Below are 24206 nucleotides of genomic sequence, written 5' to 3'. Positions count from 1 at the left end.
ATGTCAGGGGGAAGTGCGTCGCTCTCGTTGGTCGAGGGCGGCTCGTCGGTGCAAGATCGGCCGGATCTGGGGCTGCAGGGACTGGTGCTGCTCGCGCAATTTCATGGCGTTGCCGCTGATGCCGTGCAGTTGGCGCATGGGTTCGGGCGCGGCGGCGAGCCATTCGACGAAACCACGCTGTTGCTGGCAGCCAAGCAGTTGGGACTGAAAGCCAAAGTCGTGGCCCAGCCGGCCGCGCGGATCGGCATGGCGGCGTTGCCGGCATTGGCGCTGGTGCCCGAAGGAGACGCTTTCATTGTCGCCAAGGTCGGTGCGGACCAGATCCTGATCCACGATTTGGTCGAAAAGCGGCCGCGCTCCATCTCGCCCGCCGAGTTCGAAGCACGTTACCAGGGGCGGTTGCTGCAGGTGGCCTCGCGGGCTTCGGTGCTGGGCGATCTGGCCAAGTTCGACTTCAGCTGGTTCATCCCTGCGGTGGTGAAGTATCGCAAATTGATGATCGAGGTCTTCGTCGTCTCGTTCTTCATCCAGCTGTTCGCGCTGATCACGCCACTGTTCTATCAAGTGGTGATGGACAAGGTGCTGGTGCACAACGGCCTGACCACGCTGGACGTGATCTCGATCGGGCTGGTCTCGATGGCGGTGTTCGACGTGTTGCTGTCCGGGCTGCGCACTTATGTGTTTGCCCACACCACCAGCAAGATCGACGTGGAGCTGGGCGCGCGGCTGTTCCGGCACGTGTTGGCGCTGCCGTTGGCGTACTTCGAGTCGCGGCGGGTCGGCGACACCATCGCGCGCGTGCGTGAGCTGGAGAATATCCGCAACTTCCTGACTGGACAGGCGCTGACTTCGGTGCTGGACCTGTTCTTTACGGTGGTCTTTCTGTCGGTGATGTTCTGGTACAGCGGCTGGCTGACCTTAATCGTGGTGCTGTCGTTGCCGCTGTACGCCACCATCTCTGGCCTGATCACCCCGGTGCTGCGTCAGCGTTTGAACGACAAGTTCGCGCGCGGCGCAGACAACCAATCCTTCCTGGTGGAGACAGTCAGCGGTATCGGCACGGTCAAGGCGATGGCGGTGGATCCGCGCGTGACCCGTACCTGGGACAACCAGCTGGCCGGCTATGTCAGCGCCGGTTTCAACGTCACCCGCATTGCCACGCTGGGCCAGCAAGGCGTGCAACTGGTGCAGAAGCTCACTGCCGTGGCGGTGCTGTTCTGGGGCGCCAAGCTGGTGATGGAAGGCAAGCTGTCGATTGGTCAATTGATCGCCTTCAACATGCTCTCGGGCCAGGTCACCGCGCCGATCATTCGGTTGGCTCAGTTGTGGCAGGACTTCCAGCAGGTCGGCATTTCGGTCGAGCGGCTGGGCGACATCCTCAATACCCGCACCGAGGTGCCGGGCAGCCGCCTGGCATTGCCGCCGATTCGCGGGCAGGTGACGTTCGAGCGGGTCACGTTCCGCTACCGGCCGGATGCGCCCGAGGTGCTCAACGGGATCGAGCTGGATGTCCGCCCAGGCGAAATCATCGGCATCGTCGGCCGTTCCGGCTCCGGCAAGAGCACGCTGACCAAGCTGGTGCAGCGGCTCTACACGCCCGAGCGCGGGCGAGTGCTGATCGATGGCCAGGACCTGGCGCTGGCCGATCCGGCCTGGTTGCGTCGTCAGCTGGGCGTGGTGCTGCAGGAAAACTTCCTGTTCAACCGCAGCGTGCGCGAGAACATCGCGTTGACCGATCCCGGCATGCCGCTGGAGCGGGTGATCCATGCGGCCAAGCTGGCAGGTGCCCACGACTTCATTCTGGAACTGCCGGAAGGCTACGACACCAAGGTTGGCGAGCACGGCACCGGCCTGTCCGGTGGGCAGCGGCAGCGCATTGCGATCGCGCGCGCACTGATCGGCGATCCGCGCATTCTGATTCTCGACGAAGCCACCAGCGCCCTGGATTACGAATCGGAACACGCGGTGATGAGCAATATGCGCGCGATCTGCAAGGGACGCACCGTGCTGATCATCGCGCACCGCCTTTCTACCGTGCGGCAGGCCAATCGCATTGTCGTGGTGGAGAAGGGACGCATCGTCGAGAGCGGCTCGCATGCCGAGCTGGTCGACCGCCCGGAAGGCCAATACGCACATCTGTACAGACTGCAACAGGGGACACCATGAAGCACCTGCTCCAGGGATGGCGCGATTTCTTTCTCCGCTATTTCAACATCTTCAAATCGGCCTGGGCGGTGCGCCGCCAGCTCGACCCGCCCGCGCGCAGCGCCGACGAGCGCGCGTTCCTGCCCGCCCATCTTGAGCTGACCGAAACGCCTGTCTCGCCCACCGCGCGCTGGACGATGCGCATCATCATCGGTTTCTTCTGTGTCGCGCTGCTGTGGGCGTGCCTGGGCAAGCTCGATATCGTCGCCGTGGCACCAGGTAAGACCGTGGTCGACAGACTCGCGGACCAAGGTGGTGCAGACCGCAGAAACCGCGGTGGTGCGCAGGATCCTGGTGCGCGACGGACAGGCGGTGAAGAAAGGCCAATTGCTGGTCGAACTCGATGCCACCGCCACCGGCGCCGAGTTCGCCCAGGCCGGCGACGCGCTGGTCAATGCTCGTCTGGCCGCGCTACGGCAGGCAGCGTTGGCAACAGCCATTGCCACCGGACTGCTGCCGCAGCTGGATCCCGCCCCGGATCTGCCCGCCGAGCGCGTGGCCAACGAGCAGCAATTAGTCAGCAGCCAATTCGACGCATTCCAGGCGCGCCGACACAACCTGCAAGCCAGCATCGCCCAACGCCAGGCCGAACTGCAGACCACCCAGGACGCGATCGAACCGCTGGCCGAATCCGCACGCATCTCCAAAGTGCGCGCAGAAGATTACGGCCGCCTGGTCGAAGGCAAGTACGTCGGCCGCCACGACTATCTGTTGCGCGAACAGGAACGCATTGCCGCAGAAAGCCAGCTCGCTACCCAGCGCAATCGCCTGCGGGAAATCCGCTCGGCGATCAGCGCGGCGCAGGAAGAGTTGCGCGTGCTTGTCACCGACACACGCCAGCAGGCACTGGATGCCTTGCGCCAGGCAAGCGAGCAAGCCGGCCAGCTGACCCAGGACGTCGCCAAGACCGGCCAGCGCGACAAGCTGATGGCGCTGCACGCCCCTGTAGACGGCACCATCCAGCAGCTGGCCGTCCACACCGTAGGCGGTGTGGTCACGCCCGCACAGCCGTTACTGGTCGTGGTGCCGGCCGAAGAAGCACTGGAGGTAGAAGTCACCGTCCTCAACAAGGACATCGGCTTCATGCGCCCGGGCCAGCCGGTCACCGTCAAGGTCGATAGCTTCCCCTATACCCGCTACGGCTATCTGACCGGCACGGTCGCCAGTGTGTCCCACGATGCTGCACAGGACGAAAAACTAGGTTTGGTATTCCCAGCGCGCATTAAATTGAACGGCAGCACGCTGGAGATCGATGGGGTCAAGGTGCGGATGAGTGCTGGGATGAGCTTGAGTGCTGAAGTGAAGACGGGCAAGCGGCGAGTGATTGATTATTTGTTGAGTCCTTTGCATCAGCACGGATCGGAGTCTTTGAGGGAGCGCTGAAAAATACCTTTTGCAAGTAACTATAATGGTTGGATTGGGGTGGTTGCCTGCAGAATCATTGGTTTAAATAAATCTAATATGGTTGTGAGGTTCTTTTTTTCTGTGGAATGCATGCGTGAATAATTTTCGGGGTGCTATGAATATTGAACTGGATAAAAATAGGCGTGGTGGCCATGGGGGTTCTGAAAAAATAAGCTCTGCTCGGTTGATATCACTTGGGGCGCTAATTAACTGTTTTCTACCGATAGTGGGTTTCTCAATATCGGGTTTTTATAAAAGCTCCATTGCGTCCAGCATGGCTGGCTCAAATAACTTTATCTGGTTGCGAGCGCTGGAAACTAGCTTTCCGGAAAGTGCCTTTGTACTGACTATTTCCGGGCTGCTAGCTCTGCTGATCTCTTATGTTCCTCTGTATGTTGCCGTTTCTCGAATAACGCTCGTTAGGTTGGCTATATTTAAAGATACTATTATGGTATCTCTGCATAAAGAAGGAATGCCTTATAGATTTTCTGGCCTATTGGCCCCCCTGATTACCTCAGTCATCTCATTGGTCGTGGTTATTGGAGGGCCTGTAGATATGGCTATTTTTTGTAACGGAGGCATGTGTATATCTGAAAATCCTGTAATTTTTTTAATTTCGCGAATCGCAATTTTCTGTCTTATCTACGCCTCTAGCTTGTGCGCTTTTGTCTGGGGCATGGCCTACTCAAAATTAAGGAAGATGAAATGACTTCGACTACTCCCGTGAGAGATGGAATATATAGTGCAATTATTTTGGAGTCAGAAAGGTTGCCTGCTAAAGATCCAAAACCGCCGCAATATATGAACGCTGAGGAGCTAAGCAATTATATAAAAAAACAAATTCAAGACTCATATGTCGACGGGGCTGCCTCACTTGTTCAGGCATCGCTGCTCCCAACCGAGCAGGCCGCCTTAGCTGAAAAGGCACGCTGGTCTCAAATGGCCGCTCAGAATGCCGAGTCAGCGGCTTTTATGCGTCGATTAGCAAATGGTATGGCTGACGCTGTTTCGCAGACAGGTGGAGCCTCAACAACCCAGGAGGCTATGATAATTAATAATCTCCGTCGTGCAGATGCTTTTCTAGGTCAAGCAAATACATATATTGGAAACGCGCTGGAAAGCGGAGCTACTGCAAAGTCGCTAAAGGCGATAGGTGGTGCGGTGGGTGCTGCTGCTAGTTTGTATGGGTTGGCAATGAATGGCGTAAGCGATGGATTGCAAGGGGTCCGACGTCCCCCCGCTCTGAGTAGCGGCCGGGTTTAGAGTCCGGGGTTGATGATATCGGTGTTGGCCAGCTGTTGGGCATACGCAGATGGCGTCATGCCGCCAATGGCCTTCTTGGGTCGCTCCTCGTTGTATTCGCGTCGCCAGCGTTCGATCTCGGTACGCGCATGCAGCAGGGTTGGGAACCAGTGCTCGTTGAGGCATTCGTCGCGCAGCCGGCCATTGAACGATTCGACGTAGGCGTTCTGGTTTGGCTTGCCAGGCTGGATCAGCCGTAACTGCACGCCACGCGCATGTGCCCAGGCCACCATCGCTTTGCCGCAAAACTCCTTGCCGTTATCTGTGCGGATCACCTGTGGCAAGCCGCGACTGTGCGCCAGCCGATCCAGCACGCGTGTCACGCCATGGCCCGAGATTGCGCGCTCCACCTCGATGGCGATCGCTTCGTGGGTTGCATCGTCCACGATCACCAGACACTTGATCACTCGGCCTTCGGCGCTGCGGTCGAACACGAAATCCATCGACCACACCTGATTGGCCTGCGATGGCCGCAGCAGCGGCTGACGCTCTCCTATCAGCACCTTTTTGCGCTTGCGGCGCCGGACCTGCAGCTGCTGCTCGCGGTACAACCGCTCCACACGCTTGTAGTTCACGATGCGTCCTTCCTGTCGTAATTTGAGATAGATCATCCCCACACCATAACGGCGATGGCGATGCGCCAACGCACAGATGCGTTCGCGCAGTTCGACGTTGCGATCTTCGCGCGGGCAATATCGCAGCGCACTGGCGCTCATGCCGATCACTGCCAACGCACGACGCTCGCTGGCACCACGCCCGATCCACTCGCGCACCAGCATGCGACGCGCCGGTGCGCTCACCACTTTTTTCGCAGTGCATCCTTGATCAGGTCGTTCTCGAACAGCTGCTCGGCCAGCAACTTCTTCAGCCGCGCGTTCTCGGACTCAAGGTCCTTGAGCCGCTTGGCATCGGGCACGCTCATCCCGCCGAACTTGCTGCGCCACAGATAATAGGAAGCCTCGCTGAAGCCATGCCGCCGGCACAGGTCCTTGATCGCCACACCGGCATCAGCTTCGCGCAGGAAGCCGATGATCTGTTCTTCAGAAAAACGCTTCTTCACGTCCAATCTCCTCGAGTTAGGGAATTGGACTCCAAACTGAGGTGCTACTCAAAATCGGGGGGGCGTCGCGGGTTGGGTAGCACCGCCGAGATTCAGACTAGAATTCCCCCCATGAGCATTGTGTCCCCCGATTACCCCACCCTCCAGTCCATTGGCTGGCCCTGGCCTGGCCCTGCCGAGGATCCGGCCTGGCAGGCGCTCTTTGCCGCGCATCCGCAGGCGTTGCCGGCGCGGGTGGTGGAGCAGCATCGCACCGGCTATGTGGTGGCCGATACGCCGGAGGCCGGTCTCAAGGCCGAGTCGTTGCCGGAGTGGCAGCGGCCGCGGTTTCCCAGCCATGAGCGGGCGTCGGTGGGCGATTGGGTGTTGATGGAGGGCAAGCGCATCGTGGCGTTGCTGCCGCGGCGCACCTCGATCAAGCGGGGGGCGGCCGGCGAGCATTACCACCAGCAGGTGATCGCGGCCAATATCGATACGGTGTTCATCGTGTGCGGGCTGGATGCGGACTTCAATCCACGCCGCATCGAGCGCTATCTGTTGCTGGTGGGCGGCGGCGGTGCGCAGCCGGTGGTGGTGCTGACCAAGGCCGATCAGACCGAATACGCCGAGGATGCGTTGGCGGTGCTGGAAGAGCTGGAGGCGCAGAACATTCCGTTACGCGCGGTCAATGCCAAGGATCCGGACAGCGTGGCCGCGTTGCGGCCGTGGCTGGGCGATGGCCGCACGGCGGTGCTGGTGGGCTCGTCCGGTGCGGGTAAATCGACCCTGACCAATACGCTGCTCGGCACGCAGAAGATGAAGACCAATGCGGTGCGCGAGAACGATTCGCGCGGCCGTCACACCACCACGCATCGCGCGTTGATTCCATTGCCGTCCGGGGCGTGCCTGATCGACACGCCTGGCATGCGCGAGCTCAAGCCGACCGGCGAAGAGGATCTGGCCGAAGGCGGTTTTTCGGACGTGGAGGCCCTGGCGGCGCAGTGCCGCTTCAACGATTGCGCGCATATCGCCGAGCCGGGCTGTGCGGTGCGGGCGGCGATCGACGCAGGCGAGCTGGACCCGGAGCGTGTTGCCAACTACATGAAGCTGCGGGTGGAAGTGGCCAGCGCCGCCGAGAAGCTCGCCACCCGCGTTGCGCAGAACAATCGCGGCAAGGGGTCGGGCAAGCGGCCGGCCAGCGTCGATCGTCCCGGGCGGCGCTGATGCCCTCGCGCAAGGGGCCGCCGGACATCGTCCATCACGCGGCGCTGGATGCGCGCCTGGTCAAGGCCGTGCGCGGTGTGCGCCTGCTGGCCCTGGCCAGCTGGCCGCGCTCGCTGCAGGAGCCGTTTCTCAACAGCGTGGCGCGCGGGCAGCCGGAATTGCCGCAGGTCGAGTATCCATCGCTGGATTTCGGCGACACCCGGCGCGAACTGGCCGCCATCGCCAAGGACGCCGACCCGCATCATCCGCTGGGTGAATACCTCATCGATTCGGCGCATAGCTGGAGTCTTGCAGCAGGTTTGCTGGAGTCGTTGGGCACCCCGGCGGTGAGCGAGTACTCGGCGCAATTGTTCGGCGTGCCGGAGGACCCGATGCCGGGCAACGGGCCGAGCACACGCGAAGCGGCGCAGCATTTCATCCAGATCGCGCAGGAGCTGGATCGCGAACTGATGGCGCCGGAAGAGCAGGTGCCGGTCTCGGCCACCGCCTTGCGCATGCAGTTGCAGAACGATCTGGACGGGTTTTTCGAGGGGCGCGTCATCACTGTCACGCTCGATCCGGATCTGCTCGCCAAGGCGGCGGCCGGCGCGCATCGCATCCGCTTGCGCACCGGTGCCACGTTCAGCGATTACGACCGCGCGCAGCTGTTCCATCACGAAGCGCTGGTGCATTCGCTGACCGCGCTCAACGGGCGCGCGCAGGTGCATCTGCCCAGCCTGGGCATTTCGTCCCCGCGCACGACCGCAACGCAGGAGGGCCTGGCCACGTTTGCCGAGCAGATCACCGGCAGCATCGATATCGAGCGCATGAAGCGCATCAGCCTGCGCATCGAAGCGATTGCGATGGCACGCTCGGGTGCGGATTTCATCGAGGTATTTCGCTATTTCACCGCAGGCGGGCAGAGCGCTGCAGAAAGTTTTTCGTCGGCGCAGCGCGTGTTCCGCGGCGTGCCGACCAGTGGCGGCGGTGCGTTCACCAAGGACACCGTGTATCTGCGTGGTTTGGTCGCGGTGCACACCTTCTTCCGCCATTCCTTGCAGCGCGACCAGCTGCAGCTGTGCCGTTACCTGTTCGCCGGCAAGATGGCATTGGGCGATGTGGCGCGCTTTGCGCCGTTGTTCGACAGCGGCGTGCTGGTCGCGCCACGCTGGCTGCCGCCGTGGGTGAGCCGAGTCAGCGGGCTGGCCGGCATGCTGGCGTTTTCGTTGTTCGCCAACCGCATCCGCATGGATCAGCTGCAGCCGCCGGCAATGAATGTGTGAGGCGAGGCGTTTGCTGCCGTTGCGGCGCATCGCAGCGCCCGACAGTTGCTAACAACGCTGGCGAGACATTGTTGGGTGGGCGCGAATGGCGCGCAGGAGCCGGCATGTAAAAAGACACGTGCGGCGCCCGGAGCACCGGCGGCGCGCCTGTCAGCTGCATTGGCTTGTTGGACGCGATCCCAACATTCATGAACACATGCAGCGGGCACCACGCGCTCTACACGAGGCTGCAACGGGCTGAACTGCACACTGGTCGCCTTGCCCAGTTGGGCCATGACACGAGGCAATGCGATGAAAGTTTTGATGGTACTGACGTCCCACGACCAGCTTGGTGACACCGGCAAGAAGACCGGGTTTTGGCTGGAAGAATTTGCCGCGCCGTATTACGTGTTCAAGGATGCAGGCGCGGACATCACCCTGGTCTCGCCCAAGGGTGGCCAGCCGCCGCTGGATCCCAAGAGCGACGAGCCCGACGCACAAACCGACGCCACCAAGCGCTTCAAGCAGGACCAGGATGCGCAGAAGGCCCTGGCTAGCACGCACCGTCTGGCCGACATCAAGGCCGAGGACTTCGATGTGCTGTTCTACCCGGGCGGCCACGGCCCGCTCTGGGATCTGGCCGAAGACGCCGATTCCATCGCGCTGATCGAGACGTTTGCCAAGGCCAACAAGCCGCATGGTCTGGTGTGCCACGCACCAGGCGCGCTGCGTCGGGTCAAGGGCAGCGACGGCAAGCCGCTGGTCAATGGTCGCCGCGTCACGGGTTTCACCAACAGCGAAGAAGAGGGCGTGGGCCTGACCAAGATCGTGCCGTTCCTGGTCGAAGACGTGCTGACCGAACTCGGCGGCAAGTACGAAAAGGGCGCCGACTGGGGCGTGTACGTGGTCACCGACGGCACCCTGGTCACCGGTCAGAACCCGGCGTCTTCGGAGAAAACCGCAGAAACGCTGCTGGCGCTGGCAAAGCGCTGATTCCTGGCAATTGACGGGTCTTGAAAAAGCCCCGTTCCCGTCAGGGCTCAATGCATGGCCCGCGCGCTCCTGGTGCGCGGGCCATGCTGCGCTTGCATTAGTAGGTGATTGCGCGGAGCGAGCTTAGGCGAAGATGCGGCTCACCAAACGCGCGGCCAATCACCGCTTACGCTTATCGGGTGCATGTTCAGCCCTTACGCTGCAACCAACGCACGCCGTAAGGCGGAAGCACGATCGATACATCGTCGCTCACGGCCGCAGCATCGACCGCGTCGTCGATGGCCAGCAGCGTCCATCCATCGACGCCGACCGCCGCAAGCTCCACGTCGAGCGGCTGGTCACTGAAGTTATGCAAGGCGATAAAGCTCTCGCCACGCGTCAACGCGAACACGCGAGCATCGTTCAACGCGATGCTGCCCAATGCCTGATCCGCCGCCAACGCGGTGAGTGCGGTACGTTTCCGGATCAATCCACGCAAACGTCGGTACACCTTGCCACTCAGGCTGTTGGCATCGTGACGTTGCGCGGCAAGCTGCCAATCCATCGCCGGCCGATGCAGCCAACGGCCTTCATGCTGGCGGAGCGGATCGTCGCGATAGCCGGGGTCATTGACCATCGCCAATTCGTCGCCCATGTAGATCAGCGGGACACCCGGCATGGCAAGCGCAATGGCATACAGCAACACCAGCCGGTCCACTGCAACCGCCAACGCCGCCGCATCGCCTGCCTCCTGCGCGGCCTGGATGCCCGCAAGTGCAGCAGCCATGCCATTGGTTCCATGCACGCCGTCGCCGCTGCTCTGGAAACTCTCGCCGCGCGCGTAACTGCCAGGCACCGCGTTGGCATAGAAGCGCGCCACATCGCGTAGCGAAAACGGCGGTTGCGCTGCATTGCCGCTGGCTTCGTGCTGCAGCACATTCCAGCCGATATCGTCATGGCAACGCACATAACTCAACCATGCACAGTGGCGCGGCAGCGGTGGGCTGTGCGCGATCACGTTGTGCAGGATGTCGCCGCGTTGCAACGCCAGCGCCGACCAGCCGGCCGCCATCAAGCTGCTGTGATAGGCCAGATGGCATTCGTGGCCCTGGTCCGTGCCGCTCCCGAAGTATGGCGGCAGTTGCGTCATCGGCACGATGGCTTCGGCCTTCATCACCACCGCCGGCGCGACGATATCGGTCACCGCGCGCAGAGCCACCAGCAAGGTGTGCGCTTCGGGCTGGTTCATGCAATCGGTGCCGATACGCTTCCACAGATAGGCCGTGGAATCCAGGCGGAATGCTTCCACGCCCAGGTTGGCCAGCCGCAGCATCGCCAGGGCCATATCGCCGAATACGGCCGGGTTGCTCCAGTTCAAATCCCATTGATACGGATAGAACGTGGTCCACATCCATTGCGCGGTGTCGTCCACCCAGGTGAAGTTGCCAGGCGCTGTGTGCGGAAACACCTGCCCCAGCGTGGCTTCGTACCGGTCGGGCAGGCTGCGGTCGGCAAAGTGGTGGTAATAATCCAGATAACGTGCATCCCCGGCGCGGGCCGCCTGTGCCCAGGCGTGATCGTCGGCGGTGTGATTGAGCACGAAGTCCGCGCACAGGCTGATGCCCGCTTCGCGCAGGCGGGTGGTGAGTGCGATCAAGTCGTCGTTGGTGCCCAGGCTGGGTGCCACCTGGCCGTAGTCGCTGACCGCAAAGCCGCCGTCGTTGTCGCCGGCACGTGCGCGCAGGAATGGCAGCAGATGCAGGTAGCGCACGCCCAGTTCCTGCAGATACGGCACGCGTTCGGCCACGCCCTGCAGCGTGCCGGCAAAGCGGTCTGCGTAGGCGCTGTAGCCGAGCATGTACTGTTCGCCGAACCAACCGGCGTGCCGGGTGCTGTCGAGCGCTTGCAAGGCTTGCGGGCGTTGCCGGGCGATCGTGCCTACCTCGCCCAGCCACTGCGCCAGCCACGATGCATAGTCGGCACGCTGGCCGTAGAGCGCGTGCAAGGCATCCAGCAAACGCGACGCGTGCTGGTCGTAGCGCGACAACAGCACGTCGGCGCGTTGCGGGTCCAGCGGCGCGGCGAAGGCCGCGCGCAATGCGGTGGAATCGATCGGGGAGGTGCTCATCAGAGGCCGCCGGGCAGGGCCCGGCGCGGGGTCCTTAAAAGTCGTAACGCAGGCTGATGCTGGTGGTACGGCCGGCAATCGAGCGCGCGCGGATGATGCCATTGGCCGGAATGGTCGCCTCTTCGGCTTCGGTCAGGCCAAAGGTGTTGAACAGGTTGTTGACGTTGAGCGCCACGGTGAGCGCGTCGGTGACGCGGTAGTCGCCGAACAGGTTCACCTGCGTATAGCCGGGCATCTTCAACTGATTGGCGTCTTGCGTGTAGGCGTCGGTGGTGCCGATCAGGTTCACGCCGAACTGGTAGCTGTCGCCGCGGTAGCTGGGCGTGAGCTGCCACACCACATCGGCCTGGCGACGCGGCACGTTGCCGGTGTTTTCCGGGGTGATCTGATCGCGCGAGATTTCTGCATCGGTCCAGGTCAGGCCGCCATTGAGGGTGAAACCTTGGTAGCGATAGCTGGCTTCCAGTTCCACGCCGTGCGCTTCATAGCTGCGATTGAAGAACCGCTGGCTGGTGATTTCGAAATTCTGCTCCTGGGTCCGTGCAGAGAACGCGGTGGCGAACAGGCTCAGCCCGTCGCGGCGCCACTTCAGGCCGGCTTCGGCCTGGCGCACCACGTTGACGCCTTCCTCGGAAGACACCGAACCGTCGTCGCGCACCACGCCGAACAACAACCGGTCTGCGTTGGCGCGTGCGCCGCGGCTGATGCGCGCAAACGCGCCCAGGTCGTCGGTGATCAGATAGTTGCCGCCCAGCGAGTACGACAGGTAATTCCAGTCGTAGTCCACCGGGCGCGAATTGGCGGTGTCCACCGTGGCCACGCGCTGTTCCACCGGTTGGATCACGCCATCGCCGTTGACGTCCAGGTTCTGTGCGATGGCAGTGCCGTTGTAGCTGCCGCGCGCATCGCCCATGTCGTAGCGCAGGCTGCCGTCGACGCTGAACTTGCCGCTGTCGAAGGTGAGCGCAACGTAGGGCGCGTTGACGTCGTAGCGCACGTCGTAGCTGCGGGTGACGCAGCAGTCGCCCCAGAACGGCGTGCCGTAGGCGTACAGGCCGTTCTGCGAGCGTGAGACGCCGGCCGCGTCCACCACGTTGAGCAAGCGCGAATTGCGGCCCAGGCTCTGCACGTACGAGTTCCAGGTCCAGTCCATGTCGATGGTCTGGCGTGAGCTGTAGTAGCCCATGCGCAGGTTCAGCGTGCGCCCGTCGCCGCCGAACTCGCGCGAGACGCTGAGGTCGTTGGTGACGTTGCCCAGGTCGTTGATGGCCACGTTGAACAGGTGGGTGCGAATCGCGTTGCCGGTGTAGGCCTGGCCGGCATTGGGTCCGCCGGCTTCCACCAGTTGCGCACCGGCACCGCCGATGGAAGCGGCCAGCGACGCGGCGTCGGTGACTTCGGCCGGGAACGGGCTGACGAAGCGGCCGCTGTTGTCGGCGACGCGGAACTTCTCGCTCAGGTTCCAGCCATTGCCCAGGTCGAACCAGGCCTCGGCACCGATGGTGCGCGAGATGGGATGCATGCCGTCGCCCAGATCGGTGCGGCGCGGCTGGTTGTTGCCGTCCAGGCCCACGTCGGTGCGAAAGTTGCGGCTGTACAAGGTGTCGTTGCCGGGATCGAAACCGGGAAAGCCGCCCAGGTCTGGTGAGCCATCGCGGCCGCGCACCGAGGTGGGCACCGGCAGGTAGCCGGCGGCGCGGTCGTTGAGGTATTTGCCGTACAGGCGCACGTAGCCGTTGTCGAACAGGCGGGTGAGGTTGGCCTTGAGCTGGCCACCCTTGTCGGTGGTGTAGCCGGCATCGCGCACGCCATCGCCCTGGCGGAAGAAGCCGCCGATATTGAACTGCCACTGCTCGGCAAACGGCGCGCCGTAATCGAAGTCGATGCGGGTGTTGTCGTAGTCCAGGCCGCGGCTGACGCCGACACTGCCGCCTGCGGTGTCACCGGTCTTGCTGATGAAGTTGATGATGCCGCCGGGCGCGTTGCTGGTGAAGGTGGACGCCGAACCGCCGCGGATGGCTTCGATGCGGTCCAGGGTGAAATCCGAACGCAGGAAGATTTCCGAGTTGCCGAAGGCGATATCGCCGAACTCCATCACCGGCAGGCCGTCTTCCTGCAGTTGCAGGAATTTCGCACCGCCGGAGGCCACCGGCAAACCGCGCACGGCGATGTTGGCATTGCCTTCGCCACCGCTGGATTCGGAGCGGATGCCGGGGATATTGCGGAAGATTTCTGCCGTGCTGCGCGGCGCCGATTGTTCGATCGCCTCGGCGCCGACAGTGCTGACCGAGACGCTGGATTTCAATTTGGTGGTGGCGGTGGAGGTGCCGGTGACGAACACCGAATCCAAATTGACCGCGGCGCTGTCGGCAGCCGGCGGCGTGGCCGGCGCAGCGGCGGCGGTGTCCTGGGCCAGCGCGACGGGCGCGCACAGGCAGGAGACGACCGCGCAGGCCAGGGCATGCAGGCGCATGGTGTGCAAGGTGGACATTGCGATTCTCTCTCTCACAGATGGTGGTGTGCCGACGCCTGCATCGTCCCCTCCCAGGGAGTGGCCATGTGGCCTGCAGTGCGAGCGCAGTAATACGCTGTAATACAATCGATTGCAATCTTGCGTCGCAGCATAAATGGCAAGTTGCATCTGATTTATTTCAGATGGGGAAACGTGCTGCGATGCAGCGTTACAATCGATTGCATCAACGGCAGGGTACAGTGCGCTGCGGCCACCGGGAGCCGCACCGATGCCCAGGGCCTTGCATGTCGTCGACCGTTCCTAAGCTCTCCTTCGCGCGCATCCTGGCGCTCAACGCCGGGTTTTTTGGCGTGCAATACAGCTTCGGGCTGCAGCAGAGCAACATGAGCCCGATCTACAATTATCTGGGCGCCGACCACGCCAACCTGCCGTACCTGTGGCTGGCCGGGCCGATCACCGGCCTGGTGCTGCAGCCGTTCGTAGGGGCGTGGAGCGACCGCTCGGTGACGCGGTGGGGCCGGCGCATGCCGTACATGGTGCTAGGCGCGCTGGTGTGCAGCCTGTGCCTGCTGGCGATGCCGTTCAGTACCGCGCTGTGGATGGCGGTATGCCTGCTGTGGGTGCTGGATGCGGCCAACAACGTGGCGATGGAGCCCTACCGTGCGCTGGTGAGCGACGTCCTGGCGCCGCCGCAGCGACCGTTGGGATATCTCACCCAGAGCGCATTTACCGGCCTTGCGCAGACGCTGGCCTACCTCACGCCGCCGTTGCTGGTGTGGATGGGCATGAACCAGGACGCTGCCAACGCACACCACATCCCTTACGTCACCATTGCCGCGTTCGTGATCGGCGCGGGCTTTTCAGCAGGCTCGATCCTGCTCACCGCACGCAGCGTGCGCGAGCCGGCGATCGCGCCGGCAGAGATCGCACGCATCCGCCAGCGCGGCGCCGGGCTGGGTGCGACGGTGCGCGAAATCGGCAGCGCGCTGCGCGAGATGCCGCCCACCATGCGCCAGTTGGCCCCGGTGATGCTGTTTCAGTGGTACGCGATCTTTTGCTACTGGCAATACATCGTGCTGTCGCTGTCGACCACATTGTTCGGCACCACCGACCCCACCTCGCATGGTTTCCGCGAGGCCGGCCTGGTCAATGGGCAGATCGGCGGGTTCTATAACTTCGTTGCGTTTCTGGCGGCGTTTGCGATGGTGCCGGTGGTGCGTCGCTTCGGTCCCAAGTACACGCATGCGGCCTGCCTGGTCGCCGCCGGTATCGGCATGTGGCTGCTGCCTGGCATCGAAAATCGCTGGCTGATGCTGCTGCCGATGATCGGCATTGGCCTGGCCTGGGCCAGCATGATGGGCAACCCGTATCTGATGCTGGCCGACAGCATCCCGTCCGAGCGCACCGGCGTGTACATGGGCTTGTTCAACCTGTTCATCGTGCTGCCGATGCTGATCCAGATCGTCACCTTGCCGCTGTATTACGAGCATGTGTTGCACGGCGACCCGCGCAACGTGGTCCGCCTGGCCGGCGCGCTGATGCTGGCAGCGGCATCGGCGATGCTGTGCGTGCGGGGCCGCAAGCAGGGGACGATCCCGGCAGGGGCGTAGCAATGCGGGGCTGACATCGCTGGCTGCCACAGATGCCAGACGCGAGTGCCTGCCGGGTTGCCTGGGGTGGCGAGTACGGTGGATCGGCTGGCCGCCGGCCCTCATCCGCCCTTCGGGCACTTCCCGCAGGCGGGAGAAGGAAGCGGGTTGCCGGGCTGGTATCTCCCAATCCCGAATCCCGAATCTCCGCCTCACGCCGACTCGCGCACCACCAGTTTCACCGGCATTTCAACCGATTGCACCTGCTCGCCCGCAATCAGCGCCAGCAGCCGGTCTACCAACAACCGCGCGGCCAGGCCCAGATCCTGCTGCACGGTGGTCAACGGCGGTTGGCTATAGGCGGCCAGCGGGATGTCGTCAAAGCCCACCAGCGAAATGTCCTGCGGCACGCGATGGCCGGCCTCGACCAGGGCGCGGATTGCACCCACGGCGATGACATCGGAGGCGGCGAACAGGCCATCGGGCGGGTCGGCTTTCTTGAGCATCGCGCGGGTAAGGCGGTAGGCATCTTCGCTGACGAAATGGCTGCGCGCGTGCAGCCGCGTATCGAATTCCAGCCCGTGCCGCTCCAGCGCGTGGCGATAGCCGGCAAACCGCGGTGCCACCTCGGGCAATTGGTCGTCGCCCAGAAAGGCGATGCGCTGGCGGCCGCTGGCGATGAGGTGTTCGGTGGCGAGCACGCCGCCCTGGAAATTGTCGCTGCCCACGCTGATGTACGACTGCCCATCGATGCGGCTGCCCCATACCGCCATCGGCAGGCCGTCGCGTGCGGCTGCATCCAGCGCGGCGTGTTCGGAACTTTGCCCCAGCACGATGACGCCGTCGGAGCGGCTGCCGCGCGCGAGTTGTTCCACCCAGCCATCCTGATGCCGGTCCAGTTTGGAGAGCAGCATGCTGTAGCCGCGTCCGGTGAGTTCTTCGGCCAGCAGCGCCAGCATGGTCATCAGGAACGGGTCCGAAAGCGGCTGATCCAGCGCATGCATCATCGGCACTGCCACGCTCACGGTGTTGGAGCGTTTGGCGCGCAGGCTGCGCGCCACCGGGTCGACCTGGTAGCCGGCATCGGCCGCAATCTGCTTGATATAGGCGCGCGTGCGTTCGGCCACGACCGGGCTGCCGGCCAGGGCCCGCGACACGGTGGATTCGGACACGCCCGCCATGCGCGCGATGTCGGCCATCTGCGGACGGGCAGTGAGCGTGGTGCGGTCTGAAGGTTTGGCCATGGCAGCGCGCTGCGGAAAAGCCAGAGTGTAATCAGTTCGCACTAGAGGCGGGTTGTTCGCACGGTGGCGGCTGCTTGTACGCGCGGGCGCGGCGCGCACGCGCACGGATCTGCTGGCCTTGTGGGCGCTGCCGCAAATCGGGCGCCGGACGTGCGGGGCAGGTGGGCAGCGAGACATGTAGCGGTGCGCGGCGAGAGCGTGTTGTGCGTACAGCGCAACCGGCCTCGTTTGCGCGCTCGCTCAGCCCATGTAGAGCCCGCCATTCACCGCGTAATCGGCGCCGGTGACATAGGCGGCCTCATCGGAGGCGAGCCAGGCGCACAGTCCGGCAACTTCGGCCGGTTTGCCGAGCCGGCGCACCGGCACCGAGGTGGCCAGGCGATCGAGCACATCCGGCGGAAAGCTGCTGATCGAGGCGCTGGCGATATAGCCGGGCGAGATGGTGTTGACGGTGACCCCGCGCGAGGCGACCTCTTGCGCCAACGCACGGCTGAAACCATGCATCGCCGCCTTGGCGGTGGCGAAATTGATCTGGCCGATCTGCCCCTTGTGCGCGCTGACCGAGCCGATATTGACGATGCGCCCCCAGCCGCGCGAGGTCATGCCATCGACCACCTGCTTGGTGATGTTGAACAACGAATGCAGGTTGCTGGCGATCACCGCATTCCAGTCGTCGCGGCTCATCTGCCGGAACAAGGTGTCGCGGCTGCCGCCGGCATTGTTGACCAGCACATCGATCTCGCCGACTTCGGCCTTGACCTTGGCGAACGCAGCCACGGTGGATTCCCAATCGGCGGCATTGCCTTCGGATGCCACGAAATCGAAGCCCAACTCGCGCTGCTCGCGCAGCCACGACGCCTTGCGCGGCGAATTGGGCCCGCAACCGGCAACCACGGTGTGCCCGCTGCGCGCCAGTTTCTGGCAGATCGCGGTACCGACACTGCCCATGCCACTGGTGACGTATGCGATGCGGAGAGTCATTGGGTGTCACTCCTTCGGAGTTGGGATTCGGGATTGGGGATGACGGGATTCGCAATAGCGGGCAGCGGTATTCGCTTTTGCGAATCCCCAATCCCGAATGCCGAATCCCGGCGCGCGGCTAGCGCGCCAAAGGGAACAGACCAAACAACAACCCGCCGCCCAGCATCAACAGCGAAATCAGCACCGCCCACTTGAGCGTGAAGCGTTGATGGTCGGCGAAGTCGACCTTGGCCAGGCCGACCAGCAGATAGGTCGAGGGCACCAGGGGGCTGAGCAGGTGCACCGGCTGGCCGGCAAGCGAGGCGCGGGCCATTTCCACCGGGGTGATGCCATAGTGGCCGGCCGCTTCGGACAGGATCGGCAGCACGCCGAAATAAAACGCGTCGTTGGACATGAAGAACGTAAACGGCATGCTGACGATCGCCGTGATCACCGCCAGATACGGGCCCCAGCTGTCGGGAATGACGGCCAGAAAACTGCGCGACATCGCTTCGACCATGCCGGTGTTGGACAGGATGCCGGTGAAGATGCCCGCAGCGAAAATCAGCGACACCACCGACAGCACGTTGCCGGCGTGATTGACCAGGCGGCGGCGCTGCTCGGCGAGGTTCGGGTAGTTGATCATCAGCGCCAGCGCAAAGCCGATCATGAACAACACCGGCATCGGCAGCACGCCCACCACCAGCGCGCCCATCAGCGCCAGGGTCAGGATCAGGTTCACCCACAGCAGCTTGGGCCGCTTCATGTCTTCGGTATCTTCCACGCGCGGCAATGCGTCGTTGTCTTCCGGGATGCTGGTGTCCAGCCAGTTGCCGTCCGCCGGCAGGCGCACCACGCCCAGGCGGCGACGTTCGCGCATGCCCAGATACCAGGCCAGCGCCAGGATGCCGGCGATCGCCAGCAGCATGGCCGGCACCAACGGCACGAAGATATCTTCCGATTCCACATGCAATGCGGTGGCCGCGCGTGCGGTGGGGCCGCCCCACGGGGTCAGGTTCATCACGCCGCTGGACAGGATGGTGACGCAGGTGAGATTGAGCGCGTTCATGCCCAGGCGCTGGTACAGCGGCAACATCGCAGAGACGGTGATCATGTACGTGGTGGAGCCGTCGCCGTCGAGCGAGATCAGCATCGCCAGGATCGCCGTGCCCATCACGATCTTCAGCGGATCGCCCTTGACCAGGCGCAGGACGCGGCCAACCAGCGGATCGAACAGCCCGGCATCGATCATCACCCCGAAATACAGGATGGCGAACATCAGCATGACGCCGGTGGGCGCGATCTTCTTGATGCCTTCGAGCATCATCTCGTTGATGCCGGTGCCGAAGCCGCCCAACAACGCGAACACGATCGGCACCGTGATCAGAGCTACCAGCGGCGACAACCGCTTGCTCATGATCAGGTACATGAAGGTGATCACCATTCCGAAACCGAGCGCGGTCAGCATGCGGGCGAATCCTTTGAGGCGTACGGCAGGGGGAGAGTGGAGCGCAGCGTTGCGCAAGGTGCGCAGCGCCGACGATGCAGGTATGCGGTTGCTGCTGGACGTACGCGAGCTAGCGCAAGCGCGGCGCTGCGCGCGGACCTGCCGCGGTAGCGGCGCGTTGCGCCGCTATGCGCGAACAGCGTGCGCACGTCGGTGTTTCTGATTGCCGACACGATGCAGTTGCGCATCAGAAGTCGTACTGAAAGCGGCCGGTTACCGCCAGCGTGTGGTCGACCACTGCGTTGGCGATGCGATCGCGGTTGTGGCTATCGATCACGTTGAGCATCACGCGCAGGTTCGGCTTGAAATACCAGTTGCCGCCCAGCGTCCACGACTGCGTGCTGGCGTTGATGAAGTCCGGTTGCCCGTCCAGATGCTGGCCGCCACGCATGTAGTCGTAGCGCAATGCCAGCTCGAACGCACCGGACGGGCGGTTGGGCGTGGCAATGCGGCTGAAGCGGCCGGTCTTTCGGTCGTACCCGCGCGATTCGCCGGTGACGAACCAGCTGACCAGCCCATAGCTGGCCAACACCTTGGCGTGCTGCGCGCCATCGTCGAGCAGGCCACCGCTGAATTCGCTCTGCCACGACCACGGGCCGAGCACTTCGGCATATTCCAGCGACCATTTGTCGAAATCGGTATCGCGGCCATCGGCAAAGCGCGCCAGAGTGATGCGGCTATTGTTGGCCAGATCGTTTTCCGGACGTGGGCGGATCAGCAGCGATGAAGCGCCCCCACTGCCCGGATGCGAATAGCGCTCGTGCGCCAGCGAGACACCCAGGTGGCGCAAGCGCGCCTGGCCCATCTCCGGCGCGTAGGTCAGGCGCGTGCCGAGCGCACCGCCCTTGGTCGAAGAATTATCGATGCTTTCCAGGCTATAGGCAGACGTGGACCAGGTTGCATCCGGGCGACTGGTCTGCCAGGAAATGGCCTTGCGGTAGATCGGCGCCAGCGTGGTCGAGGCGTAGCCGCGTTCCAGGAATGGGCCGTAGTTGGAGCCGGTGCGATCGTCGAGCGAGAAGTACTGCTTGAATTGGCCAACGGTCAACGTACCGGCCGAGAACTTCTTGGCGATATAGACATCGCGCGCCAGGATGCCGCGGCTGCCCGCCTCGTATTGCAGGCCGGCGAAATCCGCCTCGGCCTTGTAGTTGAAACCGTAGAACTTGCCGGACACGTCCAGCCACACGCGGCGGAACTGGGTGTCGTTGCGCTCGCGTGCACCACGGTCGTCGTTGTCGAACATGGTGAAGTCCCAATGCACGCGCCCGCCCACTTCGGCAGTGACCGGGCCGGCCTCGTCGGCTGCATGTGCCGCCGGTGCCAGGCAGATCGCCGCGCAGGCGCCCAAGGCACGCAAACGCAAGGTGTCGTTGCTCACAGACCCTCCCAGGTACAGGTGTGAATCACGTTTGGCAATGCACCGCACAACCGCCGCGGCGCGTTGGCAGCAGCCTAGTCCGGCGAAGCTGTCATGGACCTGTCGTTTGGGGGCGGGGATTGGGGAGTCGGGATTTGGGATTCGCAAAAGCAGAGTTGCAACAGCGGCGAGCTTTTGTACGCGTGGCCTGTTACCTTCCGGCCGCGACCAACCGCTGTTCCGAATCCCCAATCCCTATTCACGAATCCCTGCCCCATGCGCCTTCTGCTAGTCGAAGACAATGCCGATCTCGCCGATGCCATCGTGCGGCGTATGCGCCGTAGCGGGCATGCGGTGGATTGGCAGGCCGATGGGTTGGCGGCGGCCAGCGTGCTGCGGTATCAGAGCTTCGATCTGGTGGTGCTGGACATCGGTCTGCCCAAACTCGATGGGCTGCGGGTGCTGGCCGGCATGCGCGAGCGGGGCGATACCACGCCGGTGCTGATGCTGACTGCGCGCGATGGCATCGAAGACCGCGTGCAGGCACTGGATGTCGGTGCGGACGATTACCTGGGCAAGCCGTTCGACTTTCGTGAGTTCGAAGCGCGTTGCCGCGTGTTGCTGCGGCGTAACCGGGGGCAGGCCAGCGAGGTGGTGCAGATCGGCGGATTCGTCTTCGACAATGCCGCGCACACGCTGCTGCTGGATGGCGTGCCGATCGAGTTGCCCAATCGCGAATATCGCCTGTTCGAGATCCTGATCGGACGGCTCGGACAGGTGGTTGGCAAGGACGAGATCGGCAACGGCTTGTTCGGCTTCGACGACGACGCCGGCCCCAATGCGATCGAGCTGTATGTCGGCCGGCTGCGGCGCAAGCTGGCCGCCGCGCCGTTGCGTATCGTCACCGTGCGCGGTGCCGGTTACAAACTCGAAGAAGCCGACCCGCATGCGCCGGTGGAGCCGGGCGCCGATGGCTGAGCCGCTGGTGGTGGCACCGTCGATCCGGCGCACCTTGCTGCTGTACCTGGGCAGCCTGTCGCTGCTGGGTGCAGTGGTGCTGTTCTTTGCCGCACGCGATTACGGCGAGCGGGCGGCCAATCGGTCCTACGATCACCTGCTGGTGTCCTCGGCGCTGTCGATCATCGACAGTGTGGCCTTGGTCGGCGGCGACTGGCAGGTGGATCTGCCGTATGCCTCGCTGGATCTGCTCGGCATGGCGCCGGAAGACCGCGTGTTCTATCGCGTGTTCGATGCGCAGGGCCGCACCATTACCGGCGAAGACACGCTGCCGCCGCCGCCGCGTGCGCCCCGCGACGAGCGGCCGCTGCTGTTCGATGCGCAGTACAGCGGCGAGCCGGTGCGCTTTGCGGTGGTGATGCATCGGGTGGCGTCGGCCTCGGGGCAGGGCGAGGTGCGCGTGCAGGTGGGCCAGACCCGGCGCGCACGCGATGCGGTGGCGCGCGATGTGGTGCTCAACGCCTTGGTGGCGATCGGCGTGCTGTCGCTGCTGGCGCTGGGCCTGGTGTGGCTGGGTGTCTACCGCGCGTTGCGGCCGCTGCAGCGCATCGAGCGCGATCTGTCGCGGCGCGAATCCTCCGACCTCAAGCCGCTGAACGTGCCGGCGCCGCAGGAAATGCAGTTGATGGTGACCGCGCTCAACCGGTTCATGGCGCGGCTATCGTCCAGCAACGAAACCCTGCGCGCCTTCATGGCCGAAGCCGCGCACCAGATGCGCACACCGCTGGCAGCCTTGCGCGCGCAGGCGCAGCTGGCGATGGACGACGATGACCCGCACGAGATGCAACGCAGCCTGGTGGCGATCGAGCGCAACGCCAGCCATATGAGCCGGCTGCTCAATCAGTTGCTCAGCGATGCCAGCGTGATCCACCGTGCCAACCTGCAGCGCTTTGCCACCGTGGATCTGGCCGATGTACTGCATCAGGCCCTGCACGAAGCGCTGCCGCGCAGCCCAGGCGCACCGCGCGTGCAGCTGGCGATCGACCCGAAACCGGCGCTGCTGCGCGGCGATGCCTTGCTGCTCCGCGAGGCGCTGAAAAACCTGATCGACAACGCCTGCAAATACGGTGCCGGTGCCGGTGCCCCGCTGCAGGTGGCGCTCACCAGCGACGGCAACCACCACGTGCTGACCATTGCCGATCATGGCCCGGGCATTCCGGCGGCCGAAGCCGAGCGTGTGTTCGAGCGTTTCGTGCGGGGGGCGGATGCGCCGGCCGGTGGCGCCGGGCTGGGGTTGGCCATCGTCAAGCGCGTGGTGGAAGCGCATGGTGGGCGCATCGATCTGTCCAACCGCATCGGTGGCGGCTTGATCGCCTCGCTGCATTTTCCCGGAGGAGACGCGTGATGCGGGCGATGTGGATGCTGCTGTTGCTGCTGGTCCATGGCCTGGCCTGCGCGGCGCCCGGCGATGTGCGGCGCTTTCCTACACAGGGCCCGGTGCGTGTGCAGCTGCGCGTGCAGGGCTCCACCGACCTGGAAGTGTTCGGCGCAGTCATCCGGGATTACCAGCGGCTGCATCCGGGCACCGAGGTGATCTACGAAGACGTGATTGCCTGGGACATCTATGACCGTTATCTGCACCCAAGTCATGGCGCACCTGCTGCAGACATGCTGATCAGCGCCAGCATGGATCTGCAGACCAAACTGGTGAACGACGGCCACGCGTTGGCGCATCGCTCCGCACAGACCGAAGCCTTGCCGGCATGGGCGCAATGGCGCCATGAAGTGTTCGGCATCAGCTACGAGCCGGTGGCCATCGTCTACAACACGCGCAAGCTGGATGCCGCCCGCGTGCCGCGCACGCGCCGGCAGTTGCTGGCGTTGTTGCGCGCGCCCGATGCACCGCTGCGCGGCAAGGTCGGCACCTACGATGTCGAACGCAGCGGCGTGGGGTATCTGTTCGCTACCCAGGACGGCCAGGTGGGCAGTATCGCCGGCGCGCTGCTCGCGGCGCTGGGGGCCAACCGGGTGGTGTTGGAGGAGCGCACCGGCAGCCTGCTCGACCGGGTCAGCCGTGGCGAGCTCCTGCTGGCCTACAACGTGCTTGGCTCCTACGCGCAGGCCCGCATCGATGCGGGCGCGCCGCTGGGCATCGTGCAGCCGCAGGACTACACGCTGGTGGCGCTGCGCACGGCGGTGATCCCCAAGACGGCGCCGCATGCGCCGGAGGCGCGCCGGTTTCTGGACTACCTGCTTTCGCCGCGCGGCCAGCAGGTGCTGTCGCGCGAGGCGCGGCTGATGCCGATCCTGCCGGCCGCCGGTGGCCGCGGCGGTTCGGCGCAGCCACCGTTCCGCCCGATCCCGCTCGGCCCCGGTCTGCTGGTGTATCTGGACAAGCTCAAACGCCGCCAGTTCCTGGACGCCTGGCGGGCGAGCACGCAGCCGCCGCGTTAGAGCGTGTGATGCACGTTGAGATGAGATGCATTGGCCGTCAGCGGTGTGGAGCGGCCACCGCTTGGCTTGTCTTGGCGCGCCAGCCAAGCCGGCGCCACGCAGCACCCGCTCCGTGCCGCTGACGGCCAACCCTCCGCTTCGCACTCA

The 24206-nt window shown here is 64.0% G+C and carries 17 protein-coding genes and 1 pseudogene; 11 read left to right on the top strand and 7 right to left on the bottom strand.

Annotation, left to right across the window (positions count from 1 at the left end; genetic code table 11):
• The 4 genes and pseudogenes from ACDH77_RS16465 (at position 1) to ACDH77_RS16450 (ending at position 4872) form a co-directional block, all read left to right on the top strand.
• Positions 1-2166, top strand: coding sequence for a type I secretion system permease/ATPase (locus ACDH77_RS16465; RefSeq protein ID WP_031424296.1), 2166 nt, complete (start codon positions 1-3; stop codon positions 2164-2166).
• Positions 2163-3588 (top strand): annotated as a pseudogene (locus tag ACDH77_RS16460) (HlyD family type I secretion periplasmic adaptor subunit). The gene ACDH77_RS16465 and the pseudogene ACDH77_RS16460 overlap by 4 nt, the downstream one beginning before the upstream one ends.
• 115 nt (positions 3589-3703) lie before the next feature.
• Complete coding sequence (locus ACDH77_RS16455; RefSeq protein WP_218497156.1) at positions 3704-4318, top strand: hypothetical protein; 615 nt, start codon at positions 3704-3706, stop codon at positions 4316-4318.
• Positions 4315-4872, top strand: coding sequence for a hypothetical protein (locus ACDH77_RS16450; protein WP_218488682.1), 558 nt, complete (start codon positions 4315-4317; stop codon positions 4870-4872). Before ACDH77_RS16455 ends, ACDH77_RS16450 begins: the two co-directional genes overlap by 4 nt.
• Here the strand turns inward: ACDH77_RS16450 and ACDH77_RS16445 are convergent.
• Positions 4869-5971 (bottom strand): IS3 family transposase gene (locus ACDH77_RS16445; RefSeq protein ID WP_094030629.1). Its coding sequence is split into 2 segments (ribosomal slippage): positions 4869-5713 and positions 5713-5971, totalling 1104 coding nucleotides; the frame shifts between segments, so codons are not numbered across the junction. The two genes, ACDH77_RS16450 and ACDH77_RS16445, sit on opposite strands and share 4 nt — an antisense overlap.
• Positions 5972-6082: 111 nt before the next feature.
• Here ACDH77_RS16445 and rsgA point away from each other — a divergent pair.
• The 3 genes from rsgA (at position 6083) to ACDH77_RS16430 (ending at position 9408) form a co-directional block, all read left to right on the top strand.
• Positions 6083-7174 (top strand): ribosome small subunit-dependent GTPase A, encoded by a 1092-nt coding sequence (gene rsgA, locus ACDH77_RS16440; RefSeq protein ID WP_031424293.1) that lies wholly within the window; start codon positions 6083-6085, stop codon positions 7172-7174.
• Entirely contained in the window at positions 7174-8436 is a 1263-nt protein-coding gene (locus tag ACDH77_RS16435) for a flavohemoglobin expression-modulating QEGLA motif protein (RefSeq protein WP_109291003.1), read from the top strand. Before rsgA ends, ACDH77_RS16435 begins: the two co-directional genes overlap by 1 nt.
• A 291-nt stretch (positions 8437-8727) precedes the next feature.
• Complete coding sequence (locus tag ACDH77_RS16430) at positions 8728-9408, top strand: type 1 glutamine amidotransferase domain-containing protein (RefSeq protein ID WP_011348546.1); 681 nt, start codon at positions 8728-8730, stop codon at positions 9406-9408.
• Positions 9409-9595: 187 nt separating this feature from the next.
• Here ACDH77_RS16430 and ACDH77_RS16425 read toward each other — a convergent pair whose 3' ends face one another.
• Complete coding sequence (locus ACDH77_RS16425; RefSeq protein ID WP_372353555.1) at positions 9596-11515, bottom strand: alpha-amylase family protein; 1920 nt, start codon at positions 11513-11515, stop codon at positions 9596-9598.
• 34 nt (positions 11516-11549) lie between these two features.
• Complete coding sequence (locus ACDH77_RS16420) at positions 11550-14006, bottom strand: TonB-dependent receptor domain-containing protein (RefSeq protein ID WP_372353554.1); 2457 nt, start codon at positions 14004-14006, stop codon at positions 11550-11552.
• Between the two features lie 266 nt (positions 14007-14272).
• Here ACDH77_RS16420 and ACDH77_RS16415 point away from each other — a divergent pair, with 266 nt between their 5' ends.
• A complete protein-coding gene (locus tag ACDH77_RS16415) occupies positions 14273-15598 on the top strand; it encodes an MFS transporter (RefSeq protein WP_209261391.1) in 1326 nt (441 codons plus the stop codon).
• A 191-nt stretch (positions 15599-15789) separates the two neighbouring features.
• On the opposite strand, the gene ACDH77_RS16410 is transcribed toward ACDH77_RS16415, so the two are convergent.
• The 4 genes from ACDH77_RS16410 to ACDH77_RS16395 form a co-directional block, all read right to left on the bottom strand.
• Positions 15790-16821 (bottom strand): LacI family DNA-binding transcriptional regulator, encoded by a 1032-nt coding sequence (locus ACDH77_RS16410; RefSeq protein WP_007963280.1) that lies wholly within the window; start codon positions 16819-16821, stop codon positions 15790-15792.
• 240 nt (positions 16822-17061) lie between these two features.
• Positions 17062-17802, bottom strand: a complete 741-nt coding sequence (gene phbB, locus ACDH77_RS16405) for an acetoacetyl-CoA reductase (RefSeq protein ID WP_005912059.1) — start codon at positions 17800-17802, stop codon at positions 17062-17064.
• A gap of 118 nt (positions 17803-17920) precedes the next feature.
• On the bottom strand, positions 17921-19249 hold the full coding sequence (locus ACDH77_RS16400) for a CitMHS family transporter (protein ID WP_014091019.1): 1329 nt from the start codon (positions 19247-19249) through the stop codon (positions 17921-17923).
• A 226-nt stretch (positions 19250-19475) separates the two neighbouring features.
• Positions 19476-20669 carry an OprO/OprP family phosphate-selective porin gene (locus ACDH77_RS16395; RefSeq protein WP_005912055.1) on the bottom strand — a complete coding sequence of 398 codons (1194 nt, stop codon included), beginning with the start codon at positions 20667-20669 and terminating at the stop codon, positions 19476-19478.
• Between the two features lie 255 nt (positions 20670-20924).
• Here ACDH77_RS16395 and ACDH77_RS16390 point away from each other — a divergent pair, with 255 nt between their 5' ends.
• The 3 genes from ACDH77_RS16390 to ACDH77_RS16380 are packed head-to-tail and all read left to right on the top strand — an operon-like array spanning position 20925 to position 24059.
• Positions 20925-21626, top strand: a complete 702-nt coding sequence (locus ACDH77_RS16390; RefSeq protein ID WP_005912054.1) for a response regulator transcription factor — start codon at positions 20925-20927, stop codon at positions 21624-21626.
• Entirely contained in the window at positions 21619-23010 is a 1392-nt protein-coding gene (locus tag ACDH77_RS16385; RefSeq protein ID WP_031424281.1) for a sensor histidine kinase, read from the top strand. Before ACDH77_RS16390 ends, ACDH77_RS16385 begins: the two co-directional genes overlap by 8 nt.
• Entirely contained in the window at positions 23010-24059 is a 1050-nt protein-coding gene (locus tag ACDH77_RS16380) for an ABC transporter substrate-binding protein (protein WP_218557032.1), read from the top strand. The genes ACDH77_RS16385 and ACDH77_RS16380 overlap by 1 nt, the downstream gene beginning before the upstream one ends.
• Positions 24060-24206 lie beyond the last annotated feature (147 nt).

The sequence above is a fragment of the Xanthomonas axonopodis pv. maculifoliigardeniae genome (assembly GCF_041519315.1).
Taxonomy (GTDB): domain Bacteria; phylum Pseudomonadota; class Gammaproteobacteria; order Xanthomonadales; family Xanthomonadaceae; genus Xanthomonas; species Xanthomonas euvesicatoria.
This window is presented reverse-complemented; position numbering and strand designations above follow the sequence as displayed.